Here is a 22,330-nt window from a genome sequence, read left to right as displayed (position 1 = left end):
AAAGCAGTAAGGCTGATTGTAGTGACTAAAATCAGCCAACTGCTTTTTGGTTTTTATAGCATATTACACAGTTTTAGAAGAATGTCAAAATTCTGTACATCGGCAAGGCGCGAACGTCAACTGAATATACTTACAATTTATGCATGCATCACCTACTTACAAGTGAAAAAATTGACGAATTTGAGCAACTGTACCGTAAGAAGCTTGGGCACCAAATCCAGTAGCAGCATATGCCGCTACATAAGAAGCGAGTGACGCTGCATCAACCAACCGCATATCCACAGACAAACACGCAAGCACAGTACCCATAAAAGCATCGCCACAACCCGTAGTATCAACGGCATTGACATGCTGAGCCATAATTCGATGCACCGAATTATCAGCATAATCCAAAACCATAGACCCACGTGAGCCAAGTGTTACTATTGCCTCATTAAAGCCAAACTCATGCATTGCATGAAGCGTATGCTTCCAATCAAATGAATCCCAATCACCGCTATCTGGTTCTGAAATATGCAATAGCTGTGCCATTTCATGCTCATTGACCAGTAAGATATCTGCAGATCGTATAAGATCTTGCGGTAATGTATCCAAAAAAGGCGAATTATTAAGCAAAACTTTTACGCCATGTTCATGCGCTAAGCGAGCGCACATCGTAACCGATTCTAATGGACTTTCCAAGCAAAGCCCTAATACTTTTGCATTAGTAATAGCAGCTTGCACAGATGGCGACTGAATATAATCAATATCAACTTGCGAGTTAGACCCAGGCGCATAAACAATAGTATTTTCGCCACTTTGCGCATCCACTGTAATCACTGTTGCGCCACTGTTGCAATTGGGTACATGACGTACATACGTCGTATCAACACCAGATTCTCGCAAAGCACCAGTAAGAAAATCAGCATTAGCATCATCACCTACAGCACCGAAGATACATACGTGCGCACCAAGCTTTGCAGCAGATACTGCCTGATTACCTGACTTGCCTCCAGGCAGTATTCGTATTTCGTTACCTTTAATGGTCTCACCAGGCATAGGAAGACGATTAGCAACAATAGTATAATCCGCATTCATAGAACCAACTATCGCTACAGTAGGCATCTTCATATTTCGTAACGCAGGCAATGTCTCATGTTGCAAAGCCACGTTAACAGGCTGAATGACTTTAATCTTTTCTAAACTCTCTAACGAGTCAAGCATATGATAACTACACATAATTCTCCCTAAATATTGCGCAAAACAAAGCTTAGAATGGAACGCCACAACGCAGCAACACGTTAGAATACGGAGTAGTCTCACCCGTTCGAATCACGAATTTAGCTTGCGAAACAAGAGCCTTAAACCCTCGTTCGCCATCATGCGGCACATAAGTCAATGGCACACCAAGCAAATCCTTGATCCATGTTTCTGGAACATCATCACAAGCTTCTTCCGCCATAATACCAGACTCAAGAACAAGATCATCCTTTATTGATGCAAGCACATCAGGAAATCGCGGTATTCCAAAAACCAAAGCTAAATCAATAACTTCTACGCCCGCTGGGACAGGCAAGCCACAGTCAGAAACAACAAATTGATCCTTATGCCTCAATTTTGCAATAGCAGCTGCTAATTGTGCGTTCAAGATACCATGAGTTAACATAATTCACCCCATATCGTGGCTCATGAAAGTGACATCAACAATGATCATCACCTTCATAACAAGTGCGCCACCACGAACATATATGATAAAAAATCTTATTAAGAAAACAATGGCGTTGAGAACACTAAAGCATACGGTATTAATAAATTTTACTGTTGCGATTATTTTCACGAAAGCATCATGAATGCTCTCAACACCATATAAATTTTGCATTAGCTATATTAATCCATAAAACTACTCAACATAAACTTTAATGTTTATATACAGAATTACATAGTTTTATGCAAATATGTATTACTCAAAATCACCCACATTCTTTACTGTCACTGTTTTCACAGTAATTGGTTCAGTCTTTGGAACACTTTGCCCCTTAATAGCTTTTACAGCAGCAGCAACGGCAGAACGACCAAGTTCCTTTGGCTGCTGAGCAATTGTTCCAGCCATTGTGCCGGCCTTAATAGCTTTCATACCGTCAGCAGTGCCATCGAAACCGACTACTCTAATTTCTTTACCAGCTTTAGCTCCTAATGCTTGAATGGCACCTAATGCCATCTCGTCATTTTCGGCGTAAATGCCGGTTGCATTCGGGTGCGATTGCAACAAATTAGTAGCCACATTTAATGCTTCAGCACGGTCAAAGTTAGCAGTTTGTTCTGCTACAACTTTAATATTTGAATATTTCTTAATACGATCTTTGAATCCTTTGCCACGGTCGCGAGTAGAAGCCGCTCCAGGAATACCTTGCAAAACCAAAACTTCACCCTTTTCGCCCATACTATTAGCTAGCGTGTCAGCAGCCTGAGCACCACCAGCAACGTTATCGGAAGCAATATGCGAAGTAACTTTTTCACCAGTTACAGAACGGTCAACAGAAATCACAGGCAAGTTCGCGCTTAGCAACGGGGCAACTGCAGGACCAGCAGCATCAGAATCTACAGGGTTAATAATAACAGCTTTTGCACCTTGTGATTGAGCATTCTGCGCTTGATCCTGCTGCTTTGCAGAATCATTCTGAGCGTCGGAAACTTGCAAATCAACACCAAGTTTCTTTGCTTCAGCTTGGGCACCATCACGCAAATCCACAAAGAACGGATTGTTCAAAGTAGAAACTAACAATGCGACTTTATCGCCACCATTAGTACTACCACATGCACTCATGCTGACAATAAGTGCAGATGCTGCTGCAACCGCGCAAGCAATCTTTACACCTCGACGCATAATTGGATAATTCATCATATCTCCTTTGATTATTGCCCTGTGCTACCGCAAGTTTTAGTTCGATAAATCCGCAATGTTGCAGTGGCATAAGGCTGATGTTTCACCATCTCTTTACCTTATTGTTACGTAGTTTTGAGTTATAAAGTTCAGTTATAATATTCCAAATCGTCTCAATTCTTGCTGAAAATATTGATTACTCGCCACTTACGAATCAACATTTGCAAGATTCACCTCCTTCCTACGAGAAGATCAAGTTTATAAAAAGTATTAATTTGCTGTCAGTGCGTATCTTCCTTGCGGCGCAAAGTGTCAAGGCTCACAGCAAAGGCAATAACCAAACCAATAACTACTTGCTGCCAGAAGGAGGAAACATTCAAAATATTCAAGCCATTACGAATTACAGCCAGCAAAATTGCTCCTACGAAAGTGCCAGAAATCTTACCTTTACCGCCCGAAAGCGAAGCACCACCGATAACAACAGAAGCAATAGCATCCATTTCATAGCCAGTGGCAGCCTGAGGCTGAGCGGAATGTAAACGACCGGCAATAACTAAACCAGCGATGGCAGCGAAAATACCGGAAAAAACAAATACCATAATTTGTGTTTTATGAATATTGATACCAGAAAGGCGAGAAGCCTCCATATTTCCACCAACAGCATACATAGAACGACCAGTAGTGGTGAAGTTCAGTATTATTGCAGCAATAACACCCATGATAATCATCATCACAATTGGCATTGGAATACCTAATATGTTGGCACCAAAGAAATTCACCATGCCAGAAGTGGAAATAGGACGACCGTCTGAAACAACAAGGGTAAGTCCACGCGCAACAGACATCATTGCCAATGTAGCAATAAACGACGGTAACTTAAGAAAAGCGTTTGCAACACCTGAAATAAGACCAAAAAGCGCACCGGTTACTATGCCTACAACAACAGTTAACACTGGTGGCAAACCCATAGAAACGCCTGTATACGCAACCAACATACTAGAAATTGCAGCCACCGCACCTACTGACAAATCAATACCAGCGGACACGATAACAAAGGTTTGACCGAATGCCAAAATAGCAACTGTCGCAGCTTGAATACCCACATTGAGAATATTCACACTTGTCAAAAATGCTGGCGTGGCGCACGAAAGCGCAGCACACAAGATAATCAAGCCGATAAGAGCACCATTGCGTGATGCAAACTTTTTCGCTGCAGGCAAAAATCCTTTATCAACTGCACCGTATCCCAAATGCTCAGATTTTGCACTACTCGTAGCAGCCATAATTTATACTCCTTTAACAAATTTTGCTATAACTCACTGCACTGCTGTGTGCAATAAATTGTTGTATGCAAGTTTTACGTTTGATTGGTAACTTTAATTTTTAAGATTTCAATATGGCTCATGTATCAGTTTCATATTGAAAGCAGTAAGGTTTTACTCATTCCTGTATGCTCAAATACCAGATGTATTAAGGTGAGTCACTGCAAGTTCCATCACACTTTCCTGCGTAGCCTCGCTTGCAGCTAATTCACCGCTGATTCTGCCGTTCGACATCACCAATACGCGATCTGACATACCAAGCACTTCAGGCAAATCTGAGGATGCCATCAGCACAGCACCTCCATTTTCTACGATACTGTTAATCAACTCGTAAATTTCTACACGAGCACCAACATCAACACCACGAGTAGGCTCATCCAGCAATAGCACTTTCACGTTCGCCATAGACCATTTGCCGAACACGATTTTTTGTTGATTACCGCCAGATAGCGAACCAGCGAGTTGATCAATGTTTGCCATACGAATACGCAATTTTTTTGCAGTTTCTTCCTCGCGAGTACGCTGCCCTTTCAAATCCGCAAATCCTGCATGTGCTGTAGGAACTAATGTAGAAATTCCCAAATTTTCTGCAACAGATGCTTCAAGAATCAACCCTTGTACTCGACGATCTTCTGGGACTAAACCAAGACCAGCTGCGATGCTTCCTGCAATATTCGCTTTTGCAATAGATTTACCATCAACAGTTATTGAACCTGAATCATAACTATCTGCACCAAATATTGCACGAAGAACTTCGGTACGACCAGCACCTACCAAACCTGCAAGACCCACAACTTCGCCAGCATGAACGCTGAAGGATACATTTTCTAACGTACCTTTTCGCGTTAAGCCTTCTACTTTTAGCAGCTCTTTGCCTTGACTACGTTTGCCATGAGGGAATTGATTTGTAATATCACGACCTACCATGAGTTTTACAAGTTCCTTCTCAGGAACTTGCGCATCAACAGTATCGACGTATTTGCCATCGCGAAGTACGGTTACAACATCACCAATACGCGCAATTTCATCTAAATGATGAGAAATAAACACCATTCCAACATTTTTGGATTTTAAATCTTCCATAATGTTAAATAACTGTTCACATTCTGGTTTTGTTAGAGCAGCTGTTGGTTCATCAAGAATAAGGATAGATGCATGCTGCATAAGTGCTTTGGCTATTTCTACCATCTGTTGACGAGCTACACCAAGTTGTCCCATTGGCTTATTGACATCTTCATCTAAACCGATAACTTGCAATGCAGATTCCGCACGAGCACGCATCGTCGCCCGACTAACAAAACCAGCTTTCGTAGGAAGCATACCAAGGAACAAATTTTCCATAATAGAAAGTTCTGGCACCAAATTTAACTCTTGGTGAATCACAGCAATGCCCAATTTGCGAGCAGTATCCACATTAGGAATTCGCGCTGTTTCACCATTGATCTCAATATGACCTTTATCTGGCTGATAAATGCCGCTCATCATCTTAATAACTGTTGACTTGCCCGCACCATTTTCACCAAGGAGAACATGCACTTCACCTGGTTTTACTGTTACAGACACATTGTCAACTACCGTAGAATTACCGAATATTTTCGATACTCCTACTAGCGATAGTTCCGTCATGTCTTACCTCTTTCTTCGCTACAGCACCACTGCTGCCACGAAAATGCAATAAATTACGCTACATTACGCTTGTACTTTGGATGAGAATTATGCCGCAATGTGCATGCAAAAACGTAACAACAACGGTACGCTCAGGTGATTGCTGCACACGCTTACAAAGTCACGGTACAAAAATCAATAACAATAGTGTCAAGCTATAGAATAACAGCCTTACAGCTACGCATTTCCTAACGATTCACGCGGAATATACATAGTTTCTACTCGCTGCGATTGAACATCAACATTATGTTCTAACATATCCAAAAAAAGTGCGGCACTAGTACGACCAATGCGCTGAACTTGTTGCGAAATAGTAGAAATACGCGGCGTTGCTAAGCGGAATATTTCAACATCATCAAACGAGATAAGTGAAATGTCACTGCCTATCACTAATCCTTCACGAGCCATTACATCCATCACTCGCAGCGCATCTGGCGAATAACCGACAATAAGTGCTTTTACACCAACGCTAATCATGCGATGCAACACGCTAGCGCATGAGGATTGTTCAAATCCCGTAGATTCTACAAATACATGTTCTTCGCCAAATATCTCCGAAGCCACTGTACGAAATACTTGTTCACGTTCTTGCAGTGACGGTGAAGCGATAATTGGACCCGACACGTAGCCAACTGAGCAAAAACCATGTTGTTTAACATCCAATAATGCTTCACGAATACCTTGCTCTGGATCCGAATCCACAACTGGCACATGCGTCAAATCGCCAGTCCGAGACTCCACATGTCGATCCATAAACATAAGTGGAAGATGCTGCTCCATCAACATTCTCATAGCATCAGTTTCCTCACCTTGAGGCACAATAATCGCACCATCAATGCGTTGAGAAAGAATACTTGTAATGAATGAATCTTGACGAGCTGCACTCTCAGAAGATGTTCCAATAAACGCACAATAGCCGGCATCAAACAACGAGTCTTGCACAGTATACGCAAGCTCAGCAAAATACGCATTGCGTATATCTGGCACAAGTAGCCCCACTGTCTTAGTACGAGATGACCGCATCGCCTGAGCGCGAGAATCTGGTATATAACCTAGTTCCGCAACTGCACGCTCAACTTTCGCCTTAGTGTTTGCCGATATACGACCCGTATTATTCAATGCGCGAGAAACAGTTGATACTGATATACCAGCACGTTGCGCAACATCGCGAATCGTAATGTACGACATGACACCTCCAGCTCATCTCTTATGCTCAACCAGTGTTAACAATTTTGCACTGTTATCGATATGTTTTGATTTTAGCTTGTACTCCATGTTTTATACTACGTTTTTCCATATACTCCTCTCGTTGGAGAAAAACAGCACTATGCAACCATGCATAAGAGCCTCTGTGCAATCTTATTCTCAATGAGCAGCTTCATCAGCGCTGAATAGAATCCGCAATTGAGATAACGTTCCCACAATTGTCGGTTTCTTCAACTTACCTCATGCGGTAACGTTACCGCAACTATAACATTTTGCTAGAATGAACACAAGGGGAACACGCTAAAAATTACTTTTCATGCACTGCGTTATCTTGAATTAAACGCAACATTAAAAAATAATGCAACACTTATCTAACGTTGATGCGCAAAAAAGTTTCGCAAGGGTTGAGCACACTCAGATTCGCATACTGAACCAATGACTTCCGGACGTGAGCCAACATGAGGATCTCGCAAAATATCCCATACAGAACCACACGCACCAAGTTTGGCATCCCACGCCCCGAAAATCACGCGTTTAAGGCGCGTTTGCAGCACAGCTCCAGCACACATAGGGCAAGGTTCAAGAGTTACTACCAGAGTACAGTCAGATAGATTCCAAGATTTACGCGAGGTAGCAGCATCTTTCATAGCAAGCACTTCAGCATGAGCCAAAGGATCAGCGCTCTGCTCTCGCATATTTGCGCCTTTGCCAATAATATTACCGCTACCATCAAGCACAACTGCTCCAACTGGGACTTCGCCTGCAGAAGCAGACTCTCGAGCCAAATTCAAGGCTTGATTCATTGCAAATACTATCTCATCGCGCATATTCATGAAATCACTTTACAAATTAATTTACAGATTAAGAAAAAACAAAATCGAATAAATTTACATAAATCTAAGTAAATTTACATAAGCCCAGAAGAAATATCGTGAGTTACGAACCACTTGCGAATATCGCCAATTTCGTTCATATCAACAGCGTGATCCAACCCGCGATAACGACGTTCTTCAAGCCAAGTGTGCTCCTCAAGCCACGCTGCAGCAGCCGAGAATTCGTAAGGAGGAATCACGCCATCCTCTAATCCGTAGCCGAAAAATACAGGAGTATTACGCTCAGCTAAATCGTTATCTTGTAATGCGATTTCTTCCGAGGAAGCAGGAACACTAGGCGCTATGAACCCGGAAAGCGAAACGGCCGCACGGTAGCGCGAAGGATTCAAACGCAAAACGTGCACCGCGAGCGCAGCGCCTTGCGAAAAACCAAATGGCACAATGTCGCGATTCGCTGGAATATTTTCATGCACCCATTCGTCAATTGCTACAGCAGCAGCATACATATCGTAATCTAAATCTTCTCGCTGCGGCACAGCATCGTGGAACCAACTGTAAGCGCCTTCTGCCAGCTTAAGTGGAGCACGTAAAGCGATTGCATCATTATATGGTGCAACTACTCGCAACAAATCCAATAAATCTTCCTCGTTAGAACCCCAACCGTGAAGGAGCAAAAGCAGCGGATGCGTTGGATGAGCTGAAGCATTCCCTTGCGAATACTGTGCATTCATAACTTTTAAAGGCTCACCAAAACGACCCGGCACAACGTGAGATTCGCGACCAATATGTGGATCGTAAGAATTGTCACCTACATTATTGATATTTAGTTCATCGTTAGTGTTCATTACATCACCGTCGCTTGTAATAAATAAAAGTTTGTACAATACTCGCACTTTTTTGCATTGCAGTTGCAATATAGTTGCCTTATATTTGCACAAAAGGCCAGAATAGTAAGAGGCAAAGCCCTTGCAATTCCAGCCTTTTTAACTAGTGCGAACGGCGGGACTTGAACCCGCACGAGCATACGCTCACTGCCACCTGAAGACAGCGCGTCTACCATTCCGCCACGTTCGCATACAAAGTGCAAGGCTATCATATTTAACATAAATTCGCAATATTTAACCTAGCATTTTGCGCTCAAAACTACTCTCAGCCTTTAGAACCGTTTTCGTAATAGTGTGCAAGAGTCTCATCGCGGAACTCTTCAAAATATCCGCCGTCAATAGAAGCTCGAATATCGTCGAGCAGCTTCACAAAGAAACGCTCATTATGAATGGTTGCAAGCGTAAATCCATTCATTTCACTAGCGCGCAACAAATGATCCACATACATTCTGGAATAATGCGTGCAAGTGTAGCAATCGCAGCCTTCTTCAAGCGGACGCTGATCATGCTTAAACTCTGCACGTTTTACGTTGTAGCGACCATGACGAGTAAAAATTGCTCCGTTTCTTCCGCAGCGAGCTGGAGCCACGCAGTCGAAAGTATCTCCGCCGTTTTCAACGCAAGCAAAAATATCATCCACGGCTGCAATACCAAGCACGTGGCGTGGGCGATTTTCCGGCATAGCATCGCAAATCCAAGCGCAAGTATCACCAATAATTCGCTTCTCAATAGCGCCACCAATGCCTACGCCATCAAAATCTAAAGAAGCAATCTGCTCGGCCGCATGCCTACGCAAATCCTCATAATTAGCACCCTGCACAACGCCATACAATGCTTGATACGGCTTGCCTACACGCTCCTCGGTTAAACGCTGATGCTCTGCAACACAACGCTTTGCCCAGCGGAAAGTGCGCTCTACAGATTCCTCTTGATATCGGCGAGTATTCATCAAAGTAGTAAGCTCGTCGAAAGAAAACATAATATCCGCGCCCAGCTTATGCTGGATTCCCATAGAAATTTCAGCACTAAAACGGTGCTTAGCTCCGTTAAGAGGAGACTTAAAAGTTACGCCATCCTCGTCAACAAAAGCCATACGCTCCTTACCGGCTGCAATAACATCATCCGACTTCATGCCAGTAACGTCCATTGCAAGGGTCTTCTTAAAACCAGCACCCAAAGAAAGAACCTGAAAACCGCCAGAATCCGTAAAGGTTGGCTTATCCCAGTTCATAAACTTTCCCAATCCGCCAGCTTCGTCAAGAACATCCGCGCCAGGACGTTCGTACAAATGAAAAGCGTTTGAAAGCATGCACTGAGCGCCCAAATCCTTAATGCTTTCTGGCAACACTGCCTTCATTGCAGCTTGCGTTGCAACAGGTACAAATGCTGGGGTCTGAATATCTCCGTGAGGCGTGTGAATTACGCCGGTGCGCCCATAGCGAGCACCGTCACGACCTTTACCTTCAGCAGTATTGGAAAGTCGCGTTTTAGTTGTAAACGAAAATTCTTTGCGGTCACCAGGCTTCCCAGGCTCAGCTCCGCGTGGATGTTCAAGAAGACTTGTCATAGCATTTACTTTATTAGAAGGCATGACGAGTATAAATAAAAAACACACACAATTTATATTTTTCTGTGACAATATCCAAATTAATTTGCAAAATTTATGAAATTTACAAGGCAAATTATTTAAAAAATTATAAAAAAACATACTATCTCTTACATAGATAATGGCATGGTTTATTATGGTGTGTTAAGAGTCTTTTGTAAGGAGGATGAATGGCTGACGATATGTATGGTGCAAATCAGCAGGAATCCAATGAAACTGCAAATAATGGATATTACGAGCAGCAGGAACAACCGACGCAACCAGCACAACCAACGCAAACAACGCAACCAGCACAAACATATAGCCCAGCTCCTGAATTCGGAGCTTACGGCCCAACAAATAACGAAAATGAAGTTGGTACAAACACTACACAGTATCCAGCTAACAATTACGCCGTAAACCAAAATAACGATGCGGATAATACAAATATCAACAATGCTCCTACGCAATACATTGGATCACAAAATTACTACGGAAATAATAATTTTAACGGCTTCGGAAATCCGTATAATTACGGCACAGACAATAATTCTTACCCAAATAATGAAGTTGGCAATCAAACACCAGCGCAACAGAATTTTAACAATAATGCAAGTAACGAAGAAAATGAAAATATAGCAAAAACAAGCATTATTAGCACAAATGCAGCAAATACAAACGACACAAACAAAAAAGGTAACAAAAGAAAAACAAAAAGCTCTTCGTCAACTGCTTTTGTTGCCATTTTATCCTCCGCAATTTCTGCAATAGTTTGCGTAGTTGTAGTTCTATTTGTAATCTCGCAAGGTCTTATTTCAATTCCACAAAGCGGCTCTTTCGCAAACATCGGCTCTCATTCTTCTGGCCCTGGGACCGCAGTAGTTAAAGGCGGACAATCTCCGGATTGGCAAGGAGTTGCAAAAAATGTTTCCGGAGCCGTTGTTTCTATACAAACTCGTTTAGAGAAAGGCATGGGGAAGGGTTCTGGAGCAATTATTGATTCAAAAGGTTATGTTGTAACAAACAATCACGTAATTGCTAATGCAAAAGAAATTCAAGTAACCCTTTCTAATGGTCAAATTTATTCAGCTACATTAGTCGGAGCAGATAAAACTACTGATTTGGCAGTACTTAAATTAGACAATTCACCAAATAATTTAAAGACAGTCCAATTTGCAGATTCTAATCTGCTTTCCGTTGGCGAACCGGTTATGGCAATCGGAAATCCGCTTGGATATGACGATACAGCTACCACAGGCATTGTTTCGGCTTTAAATCGTCCAGTATCAGTTATGGACGACCAAAGCCGCTCTGAAATTGTAACTAATGCAGTACAAATTGATGCAGCTATTAATCCAGGAAATTCAGGCGGCCCAACTTTTAACGCTGCCGGAAAGGTCATAGGTATTAATTCTTCTATTGCAGCGACATCAGCTCAAGGGGAGACTACAGGATCTATCGGCATCGGCTTTGCAATTCCAGCAAATCTGGTGAAACGAGTAGTTACAGAAATTATTAAGAATGGTTCTGTAAAGCACGTAGCACTAGGGATCATGATTAAAAGCACAGCAGTTGAGTCCGAAGGAATTACTCGCGGAGGAGCTCAAATTGTTTCTGTCAATCAAGGAAGCCCTGCTGAAAAAGCCGGACTCAAAGCCAATGACACTATTGTTGCCTTTGACGATAAGCCTGTATCCAATAATTACGCACTCCTCGGGTATGTGAGAGCAACAGCGTTCAATCAAAAAGCTACGCTCACAATAGTTCGTAACGGCAACACACTTAAGTTGCAAGTTACATTCAACCAAGAAGAAACTGCTGTTAATGGCACAAATAAGCAAGAAAAGAAATTAAAGAAAAACCAAAAGAAGCCTGGTAAAAAACGCGGAAGTAACTCGTACGATGGTGACGATGACGATTTACAACAACGTGGAGATGACGATGGTGACGATGGTGGAATATTTGATCCATTCGGTTTCTGGTAAATAAAACCGCATGTTTTACTATTAAAAAGTAAGACACTGTAATAAAAATGCCCCTAAATAAGTTAGTTAACTTACGCAGGGGCATTTTCATAATGTAATTAAATATATTTAAATATAATTATATAAATGCGCTAATTATTTTTTGCGCTCATATACAATAATTCTTCCTTCTGAGACTCCTGCTTTCCAAGATGATTTTGTTTTAGCAATAGTATGCTCAGTATAATGGTCGATATTGTAGTTTAAATACACAAAATAATACCAAGGCTTATCTGATTCTGTGACAAAGAATTTAGGTTCTTTCTTTGCTTTGCAAGCACCCATTTCATTTGATGCCTGTTCTTGAGATGGCTGCTCATTTGTAATAAACGAGCTATTCTTATAACTGCAATCAATAAGATTCTTTGAGAAATAAGGATTTGCTGTAATAAGCTGCCACGAATATTGATGAATATCTTCAAATTCAGGAACGATAACATTACCTTGTTTATCCGTTTTTTCATCTTGATGTAGCCAAGACGTTACGAATCGCATGTTTTCAGCATGATTTTGCTTAATAAATTGCGCAAGTGCACGCGAGCCCGAATAGTCGAATCGAATATCGTTAACGCAAGAATACACGTTCCAAATCAAGCTTGGGGACAATAAAACAACAATAATAATGCCAGCAATAACTTTACTTCCGGCAGATTTACTTGCAGATTTACTATTGCTATTTTCAGCTTTATTTGCAGCTTTGAACAACCTAAAAATAATCGCCGGAATATCTTTAGATTCCAGTGGCTTACGCGCAATACACATCCAAAGTTGAGATACGAAGAATGCAAAAACGATTCCTGCGTGATGCAAAGTGAAATATTGCGTGGCAATTGCCGCAAAAGTCAAGTAAGGAAGTATCAAAGAAACAAGCATGCCTCTTCGATAAGCGATTCTTACAGCGAAAGACCATATTAAAATCGAAATAATAACGCAAATAATCGCGGAAGGTACGCTTAGCATAAGTCTACGTAAAGAAACATCGCCGGCAAATTGAGTGAACATACTTTCTGATGGCATAACGAAAATAAATGACAAGAATTGCGTAAGAGGAGAATTTCCGTCGAATGTTTCACGCGATGCGAAAGCGTTAGCAGCAGGCCAAATGCAAATAATGCTTGCAATTCCAACTAAAGCAAGGATTATCCAGCTTACTAATCTGTTAGTGTTAGAGACTATTTCAGCGAAGGCTTTTTTAATTCCTGCAGATTTTACAACTCTCCAAATCCACGCAAAAGCAAAACCTGCTGCTAAAGCAATGCCATACGCGCTGATTGCACATAAAAGTACAAGACTTAAAGCGAGTTTCCAAGTATCAGAAGACTTAGAATCAGATTGTTTCCAATAATGCGCAACCATGAACAAAGCTGCGCAAAGAAGAGCATACGGGCGTGAAGTAACGCCATATTGGAAGCACAAAAAATACGTAAACGGAAGCAAAAACACAGCCAATTTACTAAAAGGCGCGCGGAAAATAAGCCAGCCACCCAAAAGCGCAGTGCATAGAAGTTGCACGCCTTTAAGACCAATTTCGTATGGAACTCCTGTTTTTGCAGGTATGGAAAGAAGCAAAGTCCAAAGCGGCGGATGGCCTTCATAATGTGGTCGAAGAGTTAACAAATCAGCAAACGAAGAATCGCGTGCAATAAGCCAACTTTGAGCTTCATCAAACCAAGGCTCGTGGAAGCACATAACTGCTACGACGACAGATAGGTATGCAATAAAAATAAGCGAACGAGCATTCTTTACGAACCATAATTTATTTGTTGTTTTTAAAGTTTTTGTCACATTTAAAGTTTTTTTTGTTTTTGACGTACTTGTGTTCGTATTTGTACCTGTATTTGTAACAGTATTTTCGTTCATAAGTGTTTTATTTTCTTCTATAGTATTTTCGCTAATATGCATATTTCTATTTAATTATTTCTTTCAAAATTGCGTAAGTACTAAACTTCAGCAAATCCAAAGCCCCAACCAAATAAAATCACGCTAACACCGTAACAATACAGTGCAAGCGTGATTTTAAAGTTTGAAAATTTCAGTTTTGATTCAATGCAGCCAAACGACGAGCGTTAGCAACAGCGTATAAACTGATGCCTGCTGCAACAGAAGCGTTAAGAGATTCAACCGCGCTAGAAATTGGGATTCCAGCAATAGCATCGCACGCTTCTCTCGTAAGGCGACTCATGCCCTTACCTTCAGAGCCGAGCACAACAACTAACGGATCAGTTTCAAAGCCAGTTTCTCCAACAAGCTTATCGCCGCCGCCATCAAGACCAATTGCATACCATCCGCGCTCTCGCAAACCTTGAATTGCCTTATTTAAATTAACAACTCTAGCAACTGGCAAATGAGCTGCAGCACCAGCAGAAACCTTCCAAGCAGCAGCAGTTACGGAAGCACTTCTGCGCTCAGGCAAAATCACACCATTAGCACCGAAAGCTGCTGCAGAACGAATAACAGCACCCAAATTTTGAGGATCCGTAACGCCATCCAAAGCAATAAACAATGGTCGAGCATTAATGCGAGCAGAATCTGAATCAGCAGCTTCCATTGCGCGCGCCTTCTTTTCCGCTCGTTCAACCAATTCTTGCAAAGAGTGATACTGGTAAGGCTGAACTTTCAAAATAATGCCCTGATGATTCGTACTATGCGCAATACGATCCATTTCAAGGCGATCCGCTTCAAGCAAACGCAAACCCTGCATGCCTGCTAACTTCACGATTTCGCGCGTGCGATCGTCATGCTCAATGCGATTAGCCACATACAATTGAGTGCTTGGAACTCCAACTCTTAACGCCTCTAAAGCAGCATTGCGACCAATTACTAACTCATCTGAATCACTACCAAGCTTATCCACTCTGCGGCGCGCAGCCAAACGCGGATCTGCAAATGTGCGCTTAATAGCAGCTTTCTTAGCAAAATAAGCTTTGTGATACACGCGATCTTCAGCCTTCGGAGTAGGACCTTTTCCGCGCAAAGCATTGCGATGTTTTCCACCCGACCCCTTGGTCGGCCCTTTTTTCGTAGTCATACTCCTATTCTCACATGCCCCCAAGGCATTGTTTAATAGCTTTCTGAAGCTGGCAAAGTCTGCTGATTCTAAGCTCGGCGCGTTGTATGGCATAATAGAACGGTACTTAATTGTTGCAAACTATTGCAATATTCCACAACCGCGCAATAGTTACAATACGAAGCGCTAAAAATAGCGTTAGCATTGCGATTATTGACTACTCCGCGGCACTCCCAAGGGGGAAGATATGGTTGATCACGCTCTTGATCAATCCAATAAAACAGCTGACTCTTCAGCTAATAGCAAAGATCCATCATTGTGCGATGTTCAGCAAGTAGCTAAATCACTTAACGTAGATATTACATGCGGTTTAAGCTCTGAGGAAGCTGCAAAAAGACTTAATCAATTCGGCCCAAATGCACTTGCTGCTGCTCCTAAAATTCCAGCATGGAAACGGTTCCTTGATCAATTTAAAGATCCGCTCGTTTACTTGCTTATTGCAGCAACTATTATTTCTGCAATTGCGTGGTTTGTTGAGCGCGCACAACATAAAGGAAACAGCGGTGGAGAGATTCTGCCGTTTGATTCAATCGTAATTATCATTATTTTGATTGCAAACGCAGTGCTTGGCTACATTCAAGAGTCGCGAGCAGAAGAAGCAGTCGAAGCTTTAGCTAGAATGAGTGCTCCGCAAACTTCAGTTTTGCGCGATGGTAGCGTGGTGCGCATTAATACTGCAGAAGTTGTGCCAGGCGATATCTTAGTGCTTGGCGAAGGAGATGCCGTGTCTGCAGACGGTCGACTTATAGCAGCGGCTTCATTACGCGTAGCTGAGGCAAGTCTTACAGGCGAATCTGTTGCAGTAAGCAAACGTCCGAATACGCTTTCGTCTGCAAAAGCTTTAGGCGATCGCACAAATATGGTTTTCAACGGAACTGCTGTTACGCAAGGAACCGGTCGCGCTGTAGTCACCTCTACAGGTATGCGCACACAAGTTGGCAAAATCGCGGATATGCTTTCAAAATCAGATGACGAAGCAACACCTCTCGAGAAAGAAATGGTACACGTTTCTAAAGTTCTTGGAATTGCGGTGTGCATTATTGCAGCTGTTGTTCTTGCTTCCATGTGGCTGATTGAAGGCTTCCACAGTATTCAAGATATTATTGATTCTCTGCTGCTTTCTGTTTCCCTAGCTGTTGCTGCTGTTCCAGAAGGTTTAGCTGCGATTTTGACAGTAGTTCTTGCGCTTGGCGTGCAACGAATGGTGAAGCATCATGCTGTTGTAAAAAAGCTTTCATCCGTGGAAACACTTGGTTCTGCTTCTGTTATTTGCTCCGATAAAACAGGCACCTTAACTCGAAACGAGATGACTGTTGAACGCGTAGTAACACCTAGCGGCGAAGTTCAGCTTACAGGAAGCGGTTACAAGCCTGAAGGACGCATGATATTAATTGGTTCTGCGGACGCAGATTTAGCAGTACCACAAAATCTTGCTACAGAAGTATTAGGCGCGTTAGGCTCCGGATGTTTGGCTAACGACGGCGATTTGCATTATGACGAAACTACTAAAAGTTGGCAGCCCGTGGGAGACCCTACAGAAGTTTCGCTAGTAGTAGCAGCTCGTAAAACAAAAGCGGACAAACGTTACGCTCATTTGACTCGAGTTGCGGAAGTACCTTTTACTTCTGAACGCAAACGTATGTCTGTTGTTGTTAAAGATGGTTCAGATTCTGGAAATCTGATTGTTTGCGCTAAGGGCGCTCCGGACGTGTTGCTTTCTTATTGCACGCGTATTGCAGTAGCTGGTGCCGTGCGTCCGCTTACTGACGGCGATCGCGAAGATATTTTAGCAACTGTTGAACGTCTTTCTGGAGAAGCCTACCGCACGCTTGGAATGGCTTATAGGCCGCTTGGAGTCGATAGTCTTTCAAAAGTTGATGGCATGGTTTCTAACGCTGCAGGTCAAATCGCGGACGTTGCGGAACAAAGTGACGTACTAGAATCTGATTTGATTTGGAATGGTATGGTTGGAATTATTGATCCTCCGCGAATTGAAGTTCGAGATAGTGTAGCTCAAGCTCATCGCGCTGGAATCCGTACTGTTATGATTACAGGCGACCATCCTCTTACGGCTACGCGTATTGCTCGAGATCTTGGAATTATTGGAAAAGATGAGCATGCACTTACAGGCGACGAACTTGACGAATTGCTTTCACGCAACGACGATAATATTGCTTTTGATGAAGCTATCAGTAAAACTAGCGTGTACGCGCGAGTAGCCCCTGAGCACAAGTTAGCTATCGTTTCTTCGCTTCAACGTCAAGGAAACATTGTTGCTATGACTGGTGACGGCGTAAACGATGCTCCAGCCGTAAAGTCTGCCGATATTGGCGTTGCTATGGGCATTACTGGTACAGAAGTAACTAAAGAGTCTGCCAAGATGATTTTGGCTGACGATAACTTCTCTACAATTGTTGCAGCAGTGCGCGAAGGTCGCGGAATTTTCGACAATATTCGTAAATTCTTGCGATACTTGCTCAGTTCTAACGTTGGCGAAGTTTGTACTGTTTTCGGCGGCGTTGTTTTCGCTGGCGCACTGGGAATTACACAGCCAAACTCTGTTGGTGTAACTTTGCCTTTGCTTGCAACTCAGCTTTTGTGGATTAACTTGCTTACGGATGCAGCTCCTGCACTCGCGATGGGCGTTGATCCGCAAACTGACGACGTAATGGATCGAAAGCCTCGAAAGCTTACCGATAGCGTTATTGACCGACGAATGTGGGGAGATATTGTATTTATCGGCATAATCATGGCTGCTATTACGTTAATCGGTATGGATATGCATTTGGCAGGTGGATTCTTTACGGACCGTTCTGTTGGAATTATGGATCACGCTGCTCAGCTTACTCACGCTCGCACAATGGGCTTTACAATTCTTGTGTTTGCGCAAATGCTGAATGCGTTAGCATCTCGTTCAGACTCACAAAGCGTATTTGTAGGCTTATTTGCAAATCGTTGGCTTTGGGGTGCTATAGCAGTTTCTATTGTGCTTCAGTTGGCTGTAATTTACATACCGTTCTTGAATGAGCCATTTGGCACTGTTCCTTTGAGTGTAACGGAATGGTTTGAGTGCCTTGGTCTTTCAATGGTCGTGTTAATTGCTTCCGAATTGCGTAAATGCGTGCTTCGTTTCATTGCAAAACGTAAAGCAGCGAACGCCTTAACTATTGCCGCTTAATAAAATACATTATTAAGCTGTTTTGCAAATACGCGGTACAGTACGTAGTTTTTTACATAACCTACGTTTCTGTGCCGCGTTTTGTGTTTTTATTTTCTATAAAATTTTTTGCTGATTGCTCATGAATATTTATTTGTTTTCAGGAAATAGCTTGCAGAATACTCACAGACCGCGGCACGCGCTACAATTGTGCGTATTGTATTTTTCGCGCAAAATAGCAATAAATATTTCGTGCGAACAATGAAGTTACTGATGTATAAGCTTTATTGCAAGGAGATTTGACGTCATGCTGTTGTCTGATCACGACATTCTCAAAGCTCATGATGAGGGTCATATTGATTTGACCCCATGGACCCCGGAAATGGTACAGCCTGCGTCGATTGACGTGCGCCTCGACCGTTTTTTCCGCTTATTTAACAACCATGCTTACACGTATGTTGATCCTGCAGAAAATCAGGGTGAACTTACAGAACAGTTCGAGGTAGCTCCTGACGAGCCATGGATTCTTCATCCTGGAGAGTTCGCACTCGGCGCTACGTGGGAGTATGTAAAACTTGACGCTACTATTGCTGCACGTTTGGAAGGCAAAAGCTCGCTTGGTCGTCTTGGTATTTTGACACATTCCACAGCTGGCTTCATTGATCCAGGTTTTGAAGGTCATATTACTTTGGAGCTTTCAAACGTTAGCACTTTGCCAGTTAAACTTTGGCCTGGCATGAAGATTGGTCAAATGTGTTTCTTCCAGTTAAGCTCACCATGTGAAAACCCATACGGTTCAGCCGTTAACGGATCGCACTATCAAGGTCAGCGCGGTCCAACTCCGTCACGTTCGTATGAGCATTTCTATCGCGCTGATTTAAGCGAATAATATTTTTAGAAAAATGATTCCGTTTTTAGAAAAGTAATTCCTAAAATAGCAAGATTTAGAAGAAAAGTAGATAATTCTCAGGTAATTATCAGTTAGCGTTACTGTTCTGCTCAGAATAGTGTGATTATATAATACTGTCGACAAAAAGACAGGTGCAGAGCACCTAAAACTTATTCTTTTCTTCTCTCCTTTATTTCCCCGGCGCATAGACGCCGGGGTTAAATTTTTTCTGCACGAAACGCCGAATTAACACTAAAAGGTTGACATTGTCACAGCTAAGGCTAAACTTGTGCAACAAGATTGGAGGTTGATGAACATGAATACTCGTTTCTGGCGCAGCTGGCGTAGTTAAAAGCGAGTTCACATATCGGTGTGGGCTTGCTGATTTTAAACAATCAACGGGGCTATGCCGGATTCATCATCAACATTATTTGAGCTGAATGGCATATAAGCTGCCATCCAGCTTTTTTGTTATCTGAGCACACGCCCTTCAAATTTACAAAATAATCGACATAAAAATAATAAAGAACAAACTTAATGCCGATTTCCTCGGCACGCACAAGAAGGGCAAAATTATGGTAAACGCAGTTGAACAAAATATGTATTACGGTGAATTTGGCGGACAGTACGTACCAGATATGATTCGTCCAGCACTCGACGCAGTAGCAGCAGCTTACTTACAATACAAAGACGATTCAGAGTTCCGCAATGAATTAGCTGGATTATTAAAAGATTACGACGGTCGCGAAACACCTTTATACTATGCTGAATCTTTCACAAAATATTTAGGCGGCGCAAAAGTATATTTAAAGCGCGAAGATTTAAACCATCTCGGCGCTCACAAAATGAATAATGTTCTCGGACAAATTTTACTCGCTCAGCGCATGGGTAAAAAGCGCATTATCGCTGAAACCGGAGCCGGTCAGCATGGCGTTGCCACTGCTGCTGCAGCAGCACAATTCGGTATGGAATGCGAAATTTTTATGGGCGCACTTGATTGCGAACGCCAAAAACTTAACGTTTTTAGAATGACTTTGCTCGGTGCAAAAGTTCATGCTGTTCAAGAAGGCACAAAAACTTTAAAAGATGCTGTAACTGCAGCATTTATGGATTATGCACAGCACTTGGATGATACCTTCTACATCGTTGGTTCCGCAGTGGGACCTTACCCTTATCCACAAATGGTTCGCGATTTTCAAAGCGTTATTAGCAAAGAGTCGAGAAGGCAAATCCTAGAAAAGGAAGGCAGATTGCCGAATGCTGTAATTGCTTGCATTGGTGGCGGTTCTAATGCAATTGGTTCTTTTGCAGCATATATTGATGATCTGTCTGTACGATTGATTGGTGCTGAAGGCGCAGGTAAAGGCGCTGATACTCCTCAAAATGCTGCTACTATGACGAATGGAAAAGTTGGCATTACGGATGGCATGAAAACTTATGTTCTTATGGATGATGACGGTAACGAGCTTCCAGCCTACTCTATTTCTGCGGGATTGGATTACCCTGGAGTCGGCCCAGAACACTCATATTTAAAGGATTCTGGTCGCGCAGAATACTACACAATCACTGATGATGAAGCAGTTCAAGCTTTTCGCGCACTTTCTAGAGTTGAAGGAATCATCCCAGCTTTGGAAAGCTCACATGCAATAGCACAAGCTATGAAGATGGTTCCAAAGATGAGTAAGGATGACATTGTTTTAGTAACAGTTTCCGGCCGTGGAGATAAGGATGTGAATCAAGTAGCACGCTATCTTGGAATTGAATTATAAATCATTAATTTAGCAACAAATAAAACACAGCAAATAAAACGAGGCAGATAATTCTCAAAATAAAGTGAGAATAAAAAGTAAGAGAAGAAGAACATGGCACTTCTGTAGCTAACATAGCATACAGAAGTGCCTATTTTTATTTTTATTTTTAAGCAGAATATCCCACTTATTTTTTATGCAAATCAGAGCATGCTGAACTAATTATTGTGCACAATCCTTCCATAATTTTGTCTACTGGAGAAGCTGCGCGCCAATTCAAATATAACGATCGATAAGGTTTAGGATTCTTAAACTCACGCAACATCAAACCAACTGGTTGCACAATTGGAGGTACAGTTGCAAGACGCGGCAATAATGTCACATCTTTGCTACCTACAACCATATATCGCAAAGTTTCTAACGACGTTGCCCTAAATTCTGATTGCTTCGCCCCCACTTTTTGGCATACATCGAGCATGCTTCTACGCATACAATGCCCATCTTCTAGTAAAAGCACTTTCTGAGTAGACAAATCTGAAAGTTCAATTGGTTTACTCTCGTGTCCTAGCAAAGAATTTGTAGAAGTCGCAAGAAGAAAATCTTCGTCAAAAACATGACACACTTTTATTGAAGGCGCATTCAAACTTTCGCTTAATATAGCTGCGTCGACTTGACCACTATCTAGCAAATCAATAAGTTTCGCTGATTTTTCTTCTATAAAACGAATAGTAAGTTTTGGTTTTAAACGCCTGAGTGCAGGCATAATTCTTGGAAGTAAGTATGGTCCTAACGTTGGGAACACACCCAAAACTACTGTAGATGACCATGGATCTTCTGAGCGTCTTGCAGCTTGTCGAATACGTGACATATCTGCCTGAATACGTTTAGCGTAATAAACCACTTCCCTCCCAGCAGGAGTTAAGATTTGTTTCCCGGGAGTGCGCTCAATAAGTTCTACGTCTAAAGTCTCTTCAAGTTTTTTAATTTGCGTTGAAAGAGTAGGCTGAGAGACGCGCATACGAACAGCCGCCTTGGTAAAGCTTCCTTCTTGTGCAAAAGCTATTAGATATTCTAACGCTCTAATATTCAT

At 42.3% G+C, this 22,330-nt stretch carries 16 protein-coding genes and 1 tRNA gene; 4 read left to right on the top strand and 13 right to left on the bottom strand.

Annotated features, from left to right (window positions below; genetic code table 11):
• Nucleotides 1-156: 156 nt before the first annotated feature.
• The 10 genes from HXT32_RS00305 to tgt all read right to left on the bottom strand — a co-directional run bounded on the left by HXT32_RS00305 (nucleotide 157) and on the right by tgt (nucleotide 10,361).
• Nucleotides 157-1,203: a ribokinase gene (locus tag HXT32_RS00305; protein WP_421783226.1), complete on the bottom strand. Its 1,047-nt coding sequence runs from the start codon at nucleotides 1,201-1,203 to the stop codon at nucleotides 157-159.
• Between the two features lie 46 nt (nucleotides 1,204-1,249).
• Nucleotides 1,250-1,645, bottom strand: a complete 396-nt coding sequence (gene rbsD, locus HXT32_RS00300; RefSeq protein ID WP_004109421.1) for a D-ribose pyranase — start codon at nucleotides 1,643-1,645, stop codon at nucleotides 1,250-1,252.
• 294 nt (nucleotides 1,646-1,939) lie between these two features.
• A complete protein-coding gene (locus HXT32_RS00295) occupies nucleotides 1,940-2,878 on the bottom strand; it encodes a D-ribose ABC transporter substrate-binding protein (protein WP_422119085.1) in 939 nt (312 codons plus the stop codon).
• 263 nt (nucleotides 2,879-3,141) lie between these two features.
• Entirely contained in the window at nucleotides 3,142-4,143 is a 1,002-nt protein-coding gene (locus HXT32_RS00290; RefSeq protein ID WP_422118970.1) for an ABC transporter permease, read from the bottom strand.
• A gap of 171 nt (nucleotides 4,144-4,314) precedes the next feature.
• Nucleotides 4,315-5,808, bottom strand: a complete 1,494-nt coding sequence (locus HXT32_RS00285; RefSeq protein ID WP_033888531.1) for a sugar ABC transporter ATP-binding protein — start codon at nucleotides 5,806-5,808, stop codon at nucleotides 4,315-4,317.
• Nucleotides 5,809-6,024: 216 nt separating this feature from the next.
• Nucleotides 6,025-7,035, bottom strand: coding sequence for a LacI family DNA-binding transcriptional regulator (locus HXT32_RS00280; protein ID WP_004109425.1), 1,011 nt, complete (start codon nucleotides 7,033-7,035; stop codon nucleotides 6,025-6,027).
• A gap of 389 nt (nucleotides 7,036-7,424) precedes the next feature.
• Nucleotides 7,425-7,886, bottom strand: coding sequence for a nucleoside deaminase (locus tag HXT32_RS00275; RefSeq protein ID WP_064622043.1), 462 nt, complete (start codon nucleotides 7,884-7,886; stop codon nucleotides 7,425-7,427).
• 74 nt (nucleotides 7,887-7,960) lie between these two features.
• A complete protein-coding gene (locus HXT32_RS00270; RefSeq protein ID WP_004109429.1) occupies nucleotides 7,961-8,731 on the bottom strand; it encodes an alpha/beta hydrolase in 771 nt (256 codons plus the stop codon).
• Between the two features lie 146 nt (nucleotides 8,732-8,877).
• Nucleotides 8,878-8,960 (bottom strand) — tRNA-Leu (locus HXT32_RS00265).
• A gap of 75 nt (nucleotides 8,961-9,035) precedes the next feature.
• Nucleotides 9,036-10,361, bottom strand: a complete 1,326-nt coding sequence (tgt, locus tag HXT32_RS00260; RefSeq protein WP_004109431.1) for a tRNA guanosine(34) transglycosylase Tgt — start codon at nucleotides 10,359-10,361, stop codon at nucleotides 9,036-9,038.
• A gap of 185 nt (nucleotides 10,362-10,546) precedes the next feature.
• Between tgt and HXT32_RS00255 the strand changes: the two genes are divergently transcribed.
• Entirely contained in the window at nucleotides 10,547-12,340 is a 1,794-nt protein-coding gene (locus HXT32_RS00255) for a S1C family serine protease (RefSeq protein ID WP_004109433.1), read from the top strand.
• Nucleotides 12,341-12,475: 135 nt separating this feature from the next.
• Here the strand turns inward: HXT32_RS00255 and HXT32_RS00250 are convergent, their stop codons facing one another.
• On the bottom strand, nucleotides 12,476-14,281 hold the full coding sequence (locus HXT32_RS00250) for an ABC transporter ATP-binding protein (RefSeq protein ID WP_422118969.1): 1,806 nt from the start codon (nucleotides 14,279-14,281) through the stop codon (nucleotides 12,476-12,478).
• Between the two features lie 130 nt (nucleotides 14,282-14,411).
• Nucleotides 14,412-15,407 carry a 23S rRNA (guanosine(2251)-2'-O)-methyltransferase RlmB gene (rlmB, locus tag HXT32_RS00245; RefSeq protein ID WP_064621762.1) on the bottom strand — a complete coding sequence of 332 codons (996 nt, stop codon included), beginning with the start codon at nucleotides 15,405-15,407 and terminating at the stop codon, nucleotides 14,412-14,414.
• A 226-nt stretch (nucleotides 15,408-15,633) separates the two neighbouring features.
• On the opposite strand from rlmB, the gene HXT32_RS00240 reads away from it, so the two are divergent.
• From HXT32_RS00240 to trpB, 3 genes are all read left to right on the top strand, one after another.
• Nucleotides 15,634-18,624 carry a cation-translocating P-type ATPase gene (locus HXT32_RS00240; RefSeq protein ID WP_004109440.1) on the top strand — a complete coding sequence of 997 codons (2,991 nt, stop codon included), beginning with the start codon at nucleotides 15,634-15,636 and terminating at the stop codon, nucleotides 18,622-18,624.
• Between the two features lie 286 nt (nucleotides 18,625-18,910).
• Complete coding sequence (gene dcd, locus HXT32_RS00235; protein WP_004109442.1) at nucleotides 18,911-19,492, top strand: dCTP deaminase; 582 nt, start codon at nucleotides 18,911-18,913, stop codon at nucleotides 19,490-19,492.
• Nucleotides 19,493-20,067: 575 nt separating this feature from the next.
• The gene (gene trpB, locus HXT32_RS00230; RefSeq protein ID WP_422118968.1) at nucleotides 20,068-21,261 is read left to right on the top strand and encodes a tryptophan synthase subunit beta; all 1,194 of its coding nucleotides are present in this window, start codon (nucleotides 20,068-20,070) and stop codon (nucleotides 21,259-21,261) included.
• 166 nt (nucleotides 21,262-21,427) lie between these two features.
• Here the strand turns inward: trpB and HXT32_RS00225 are convergent, their stop codons facing one another.
• Entirely contained in the window at nucleotides 21,428-22,330 is a 903-nt protein-coding gene (locus HXT32_RS00225; RefSeq protein ID WP_103013737.1) for a LysR substrate-binding domain-containing protein, read from the bottom strand.

This window comes from Gardnerella sp. DNF00747 (assembly GCF_049262675.1).
Classification (GTDB): Bacteria; Actinomycetota; Actinomycetes; order Actinomycetales; family Bifidobacteriaceae; genus Bifidobacterium; species Bifidobacterium swidsinskii.
Note: the sequence above shows the minus strand (reverse complement) of the source record. Positions and strands in the feature narration are given on the sequence as shown.

Coding starts and splice junctions, on each gene's coding strand:
- HXT32_RS00305 (WP_421783226.1), bottom strand. CDS start 1,203: ATGCTTGACTCGTTAGAGAGTTTAGAAAAGATTAAAGTCATTCAGCCT.
- rbsD (WP_004109421.1), bottom strand. CDS start 1,645: ATGTTAACTCATGGTATCTTGAACGCACAATTAGCAGCTGCTATTGCA.
- HXT32_RS00295 (WP_422119085.1), bottom strand. CDS start 2,878: ATGAATTATCCAATTATGCGTCGAGGTGTAAAGATTGCTTGCGCGGTT.
- HXT32_RS00290 (WP_422118970.1), bottom strand. CDS start 4,143: ATGGCTGCTACGAGTAGTGCAAAATCTGAGCATTTGGGATACGGTGCA.
- HXT32_RS00285 (WP_033888531.1), bottom strand. CDS start 5,808: ATGACGGAACTATCGCTAGTAGGAGTATCGAAAATATTCGGTAATTCT.
- HXT32_RS00280 (WP_004109425.1), bottom strand. CDS start 7,035: ATGTCGTACATTACGATTCGCGATGTTGCGCAACGTGCTGGTATATCA.
- HXT32_RS00275 (WP_064622043.1), bottom strand. CDS start 7,886: ATGAATATGCGCGATGAGATAGTATTTGCAATGAATCAAGCCTTGAAT.
- HXT32_RS00270 (WP_004109429.1), bottom strand. CDS start 8,731: ATGAACACTAACGATGAACTAAATATCAATAATGTAGGTGACAATTCT.
- tgt (WP_004109431.1), bottom strand. CDS start 10,361: ATGCCTTCTAATAAAGTAAATGCTATGACAAGTCTTCTTGAACATCCA.
- HXT32_RS00255 (WP_004109433.1), top strand. CDS start 10,547: ATGGCTGACGATATGTATGGTGCAAATCAGCAGGAATCCAATGAAACT.
- HXT32_RS00250 (WP_422118969.1), bottom strand. CDS start 14,281: ATGCATATTAGCGAAAATACTATAGAAGAAAATAAAACACTTATGAAC.
- rlmB (WP_064621762.1), bottom strand. CDS start 15,407: ATGACTACGAAAAAAGGGCCGACCAAGGGGTCGGGTGGAAAACATCGC.
- HXT32_RS00240 (WP_004109440.1), top strand. CDS start 15,634: ATGGTTGATCACGCTCTTGATCAATCCAATAAAACAGCTGACTCTTCA.
- dcd (WP_004109442.1), top strand. CDS start 18,911: ATGCTGTTGTCTGATCACGACATTCTCAAAGCTCATGATGAGGGTCAT.
- trpB (WP_422118968.1), top strand. CDS start 20,068: ATGGTAAACGCAGTTGAACAAAATATGTATTACGGTGAATTTGGCGGA.
- HXT32_RS00225 (WP_103013737.1), bottom strand. CDS start 22,330: ATGAATATTAGAGCGTTAGAATATCTAATAGCTTTTGCACAAGAAGGA.